Raw genomic sequence first — 4,960 nt, 5'->3', positions numbered from 1 at the left:
CGCCGACCTCGAGGCCGGTCGGTTTGAAGCGTTCCGGTCGTACACGACGACGCCGGGCGTCGTCCTCGAGTCCGTCCACGACGCGGACCGGTTCAACCTGTACCACGAAGGGCTGCACCTCGGGTCGGTCCTGGCGCTGCGGAAGCTGGTTGGCTAGAGGCGGACGCCGACCCCGACGGTCACCTCGGTGAACGTGCCCGTGAAAAAGTCTGGCCCATCACCCACGGTCCCTCGAAGCCGCCCGGACACACGAGCGAAGAGGTCGGGCGCGATTCCGGCATCGAGGCCGAGGCCGAGGTTGATCGTGGTCTGCGTGGGCGGATCGTAGTCGAGCTCGAACCGGGGAGCCTCGACCTCACGTCGGCCCGGGACGGGGTCGCTGAGCGGGACGAAGGCTCCGATTCCCATCCCGACGTAGGGCCGGACGCTGTCCATGATGGGGACGCCGAGTTGCACCTCGACGCTGGGCAGGGCGTAGAACACGTCGCCGAACTGCTCCGGGACGTCGGATATCCCGAGCCCGCCCTCGACGGAGACGTATCGGTTGACGAACACCCCCATGCGGGCCTCGAAGACGGCCGTCTGGCCGACGCCCGAGAGATCGAAGTCGGCGCCGCCGCCATGGAACGACACGAACGTCTGGGCCGAAAGCGGGGCCGAGAGAGCGACGAGGAGGGTGAGGATGCGCATGAGGCAGGGTGTGAGCTACTCCTGTGCCGACGCCTACCGCTCACGAGTAACGGGGCGGTGTTGCGGCCGGGTCAGAAACTAGAGAACGGCCGGTTCGAGGAGACGGATCGTTCCCCCCGTTGGCGTCCATCTCGGCCTCGACGCCGATCGGTACGGTCAGCTTTTGTGTCGTGTGGCCGATCGAGGCGCCCATGAACGCCGGCACGCGGAGCGGCTCGACGTGGTATCGGACGATCTCCTCGAGGGCGGGCGGGTTCGACAGCGTGGCCGTGACGCCACCCATCACGACCGACTGAAACTGCGCGGTCGTGAACGCCGAGAAGTTGAGATGCCGTTCGGACCGCGGCGAGGTCAGCCTGGGCGTAGACGGCGAGCAACGAGGACGTCACGTCGCTGAACCCGCAGAGCACCTTCGGGTCGGCCCGCATCACGTCGTAGTCGAGGTGGGGAAGGATCCGCGCGAGCCTCAGCCGCCCCTCAGCGGGGTTTCCGCGTCGTCCTCGAGGTCGGTGTCCTCGAGGACGCGAGCGCGACGGCTGGGCCTGCGCCGACGAGCCCGGCTCCGGGCGCGAGGAGCCGGACGAGGTCGCGACGGATCACGGCTACAAGGCCGTGCCGAAGAGGGCGGCCCCAAGGAAGATCAAGAGGTAGAACGGGAGCGCCACGATGAGCGACGCGACGAAGTAGTGGCCTAAGACCGCGAACGCTCGGCGCAGGAAGCTGTCGCTAAACAGCATCGAGTCCGGGACACCGTTGAGGTCTCCAATCCGCTCGGAGATGCCGATCCCGGCCTCGAGGTCTGCGACGCGTTGGCGGAGCTCGGCGAGCTCCCGTGAGAGTTGTGGGTCTGTCATAGCGATGGCTTGGTCGTCTTGCGGCGGGGCAGCTCACACGTTCTCGATCAGCGCGTCGCCGAACTCGCTGCACTTCAGGAGCGTGGCGCCCTCCATCTGACGCTCGAAGTCGTACGTGACGCGCTTCTGCTGGATCGTCGTCTCCATGGCTTTGATGATGGCGTCGGCGGCCTCGGTCCAACCCATGTAACGCAGCATCATCTCGCCCGACAGGATCACGCTCGACGGGTTGACCTTGTCCTGGCCGGCGTACTTCGGCGCCGTCCCGTGCGTGGCCTCGAAGAGCGCGACGCCGGTCGAGTAGTTGATGTTGGCGCCCGGCGCGATGCCGATGCCGCCGACCTCGGCCGCGAGAGCGTCGCTCACGTAGTCGCCGTTGAGGTTGAGTGTCGCGATGACGCCGTACTCGGCCGGCCGCGTCAGGATCTGCTGCAGGAACGCGTCCGCGATGACGTCCTTGACGGTGATCGTGACGCCGTTCTTGGTGAACTGGCGCCACGGGCCGCCGTCGAGCTTCTCGGCCCCGTACGACTCGTCCGCGAGCTGGTAGCCCCACTCCATGAAGGCGCCCTCGGTGAACTTCATGATGTTGCCCTTGTGCACCAACGTCACGGAGTCTCGGCCTTCAGCGATGGCATAGTCGTAGGCCGCCCGGACCAGCCGCTCGGTGCCTTCCTTCGACACGGGCTTGATACCGAACCCGGCCGAGTCGGGGAAGCGGACGTTCTCGAAGCGCGTCGGGAAGTGCTCTTTCATGAGCGACTTGAATTTTTCCGCGTCGTCGGTTCCGTCCTCGAACTCGATGCCGGCGTAGATGTCCTCCGTGTTCTCGCGGAAGATGACCATGTCCACCTTCTCTGGCTCCTTGACCGGCGACGGGACGCCCGTGAAGTAGCGGACGGGGCGCACGCACGCGTAGAGGTCGAGCTTCTGTCGGAGCGCCACGTTGAGCGACCGGATGCCGCCGCCGACCGGGGTCGTGAGCGGCCCCTTGATGGCGACCAGGCGGTCGGCGATGGCGTCGAGCGTCGCCTGCGGCAGCCACTCGCCGGTCTGACCGTGGGCCTTCTCGCCCGCCAGGATCTCCTCCCACACGATCTGCCGGTCTCCGCCGTACGCCGTCTCGACGGCCGCATCGAGGACGCGCGACGCCGACGCCCAGATGTCGGGGCCGATGCCGTCCCCCTCGATGAACGGGATGAACGGGCGGTCGGGGACCTGGAGCCCGTCGGCGGTCATGGTGATCGGGGCGCCTGCGGAGGAGTTGTCGGCCATTGGAGAGCGTTGAGAAATGGTGCCCGAAAGCTACGCGGCGCGGTCGGATCGGTGCCGCGTCTGGGTCGGTAGCTTGGCGCTCCACGTCTCCCCGCGTCCCATGTCCGGTCTCCACGTCGGCCTCGTCTACGGCGGTCAGTCGCCCGAGCACGAGGTCTCGATCCTGTCCGCCCGCAACGTCAGGACCGCCCTCGAGGGCCGGCACCGTGTGACGCCGATCTACATCGACCGCGACGGCCAGTGGTCCGTCTTGGAGCAAGGCGCCGACCTCGAGGGCGCGACGGGGGCGCCGGCTCGGTTTACGTCGCGGGGCATCGAGGGCGTCGACCTCGACGTGGTGTTTCCGGTCCTGCACGGGCCGAATGGGGAAGACGGGACCGTTCAGGGGTTCTTGCAGACGTTGGGGCTCCCGTTCGTCGGGCCGGACGTGCTCGGCTCGTCCGTGTGCATGGACAAGGCGACGGCCAAGCGGCTGCTTCGCGACGCCGGGTTGCCGGGCGTCCCGTTCGCTGTCGTCCGCACTCACGACCGGGATGCGTTCTCGTTTGACCGACTGTCCGAAAAACTCGGGTCGCCGCTGTTCGTTAAGCCCGCGAACGCCGGCTCGTCGGTCGGTGTGTCCCGCGTCCAAGATGCTGCCGGCCTCGAGGACGCGCTCACCCTAGCGTTTCAGTACGACCGGACGGCGTTGGTCGAGCAATTCGTCGATGGGCGCGAGATCGAGGTCGCGGTACTCGGCAACGAGAACCCCCAAGCGTCGATCCCCGGCGAGATCGTCTCCACGGCCGAGTTCTACACCTACGACGCCAAGTACCAGGATCCGGAGGCCAGCCGCATGGAGGTGCCGGCCGACCTCGAGGACGGGATGGCGTCGCGGTTGCACGAATTGGCCGTCCGGGCGTACGCAGCACTCGGCTGCGAGGGAATGGCCCGCGTCGACTTCTTCGTCACGGCCGACGGCGACGCCTTCGTCAACGAGATCAACACGATTCCAGGCTTCACAGCGCGGAGCATGTATCCAGTGATGTGGGAGAAAACGGGCCGGAGCCAGGAGCAGTTGATGGACGACCTGTTGCAGCTCGCTCTCGACCGTCACGAGCGGGATTCAGCGCGGCGGTTCACGCGGCTGTAAAGCACGGAGAAATGGCGAACAGCCACAGAGGCTGTGCGCTTGTTCTCGAGGTTGGAACGACAGGGTCGTCTTGTTTTTACGCCCACCTACAGCGATCTCGAGGGCGGGCCCGTCGCGGTTAGCGCGGTTGTCCTCCGTAGGGTGTCCAGTCAAACTCGGGAACCCGTTCGCAGTCGACCGTCCGTAAGGCTCGGGTGGTAGCGCCGGGGGCTCTTGCGATGTCGAGAGCCGCGTCGACGTGAAACCTCATGTTTCGCAGGCCCTCCGCTAGGTCGTCAGAGATAGGACCTTGCTCCGCTAGCGCGAGGAGCTCGAGCAACTCGCAGTGCTTGACGGCTGCGAACGCTACATCGTCGGAGCTCGGCACGAGCATGTAGTACGCGACCCCACTGAGGAGGACGACAGCAGCAGACGCGATGAGAGCACGACGTTTCATGAGCTCGGAGGTGAAGACCTGTGATCCCTACGGCGTTACCAGTGGATGCGGACCATTCGGAGACACCGCCTCTAGGACGGCGATCGCCGTAGGGCGTCGTCCCGCGTTACCTGCGCTCTCGGGGCGGTATGCCAGCGGCCCTCGGCGGTCCGATCTTTCTGGGTCCAGATCCCTTTCGCAATGGCCTTCTCTACCGACACCCGAACGATCGAGCCCGGCGACACCTACGTCGCTATCCGAGGCGAGACCCACGACGGGCACGACTTCGTCCGAGACGCCGTCTCTAAGGGCGCAGTCGCTGTCGTCGTCGATCACGACCTCGAGGTCGATGCCGAAGTCGTCGTCGCCGAGGACACTGTCCAGTGGCTCGTCGACCGCGCGTCGGCGTTCGTGCGCGAAGTCGGTTGCGACGTCGTTGGCATCACGGGGTCGGTTGGAAAGACGACGACGCGGGGCGCCATCGAGTCGGTGCTGAGCCAGGCCTTCGAGGTCCGGTCGTCGGAAGGCAACAAGAACACGCCGCTCGGGATCTCGCTGACGGTCCTGAACGGCACGCTGACGCCGGCGACGAAG

General features: G+C 66.5%; 7 protein-coding genes and 1 pseudogene. 2 read left to right on the top strand and 6 right to left on the bottom strand.

Features of this window, described 5'->3' with window-relative positions; all coding sequences use genetic code 11:
• Positions 1-153: 153 nt before the first annotated feature.
• The 6 genes and pseudogenes from WBA11_RS12190 to icd all read right to left on the bottom strand — a co-directional run bounded on the left by WBA11_RS12190 (position 154) and on the right by icd (position 2,819).
• A complete protein-coding gene (locus WBA11_RS12190; RefSeq protein WP_424520950.1) occupies positions 154-690 on the bottom strand; it encodes an outer membrane beta-barrel protein in 537 nt (178 codons plus the stop codon).
• Positions 691-730: 40 nt separating this feature from the next.
• Entirely contained in the window at positions 731-1,045 is a 315-nt protein-coding gene (locus tag WBA11_RS12185) for a hypothetical protein (protein WP_424520951.1), read from the bottom strand.
• A pseudogene (locus WBA11_RS12180) lies at positions 1,044-1,145 on the bottom strand (LD-carboxypeptidase); the annotation flags it as partial. The pseudogene WBA11_RS12180 and the gene WBA11_RS12185, both read right to left, overlap by 2 nt.
• A gap of 22 nt (positions 1,146-1,167) precedes the next feature.
• A complete protein-coding gene (locus tag WBA11_RS12175) occupies positions 1,168-1,290 on the bottom strand; it encodes a hypothetical protein (protein ID WP_424520949.1) in 123 nt (40 codons plus the stop codon).
• 2 nt (positions 1,291-1,292) lie between these two features.
• Entirely contained in the window at positions 1,293-1,544 is a 252-nt protein-coding gene (locus WBA11_RS12170) for a hypothetical protein (RefSeq protein WP_424520948.1), read from the bottom strand.
• Positions 1,545-1,577: 33 nt separating this feature from the next.
• Entirely contained in the window at positions 1,578-2,819 is a 1,242-nt protein-coding gene (gene icd / locus WBA11_RS12165; RefSeq protein ID WP_424520947.1) for an NADP-dependent isocitrate dehydrogenase, read from the bottom strand.
• A gap of 100 nt (positions 2,820-2,919) precedes the next feature.
• Here icd and WBA11_RS12160 point away from each other — a divergent pair, with 100 nt between their 5' ends.
• A complete protein-coding gene (locus WBA11_RS12160) occupies positions 2,920-3,951 on the top strand; it encodes a D-alanine--D-alanine ligase family protein (RefSeq protein ID WP_424520946.1) in 1,032 nt (343 codons plus the stop codon).
• A 616-nt stretch (positions 3,952-4,567) separates the two neighbouring features.
• Positions 4,568-4,960 (top strand): Mur ligase domain-containing protein (locus WBA11_RS12155; protein WP_424520945.1); only part of this gene is annotated, 393 nt, incomplete at its 3' end.

The sequence above is a fragment of the Rubrivirga sp. genome (assembly GCF_049648075.1).
GTDB lineage: Bacteria > Bacteroidota > Rhodothermia > Rhodothermales > Rubricoccaceae > Rubrivirga.
The sequence above is the reverse complement of the archived record's forward strand: the minus strand, read 5'-3'. Positions and strand labels throughout refer to the sequence as shown.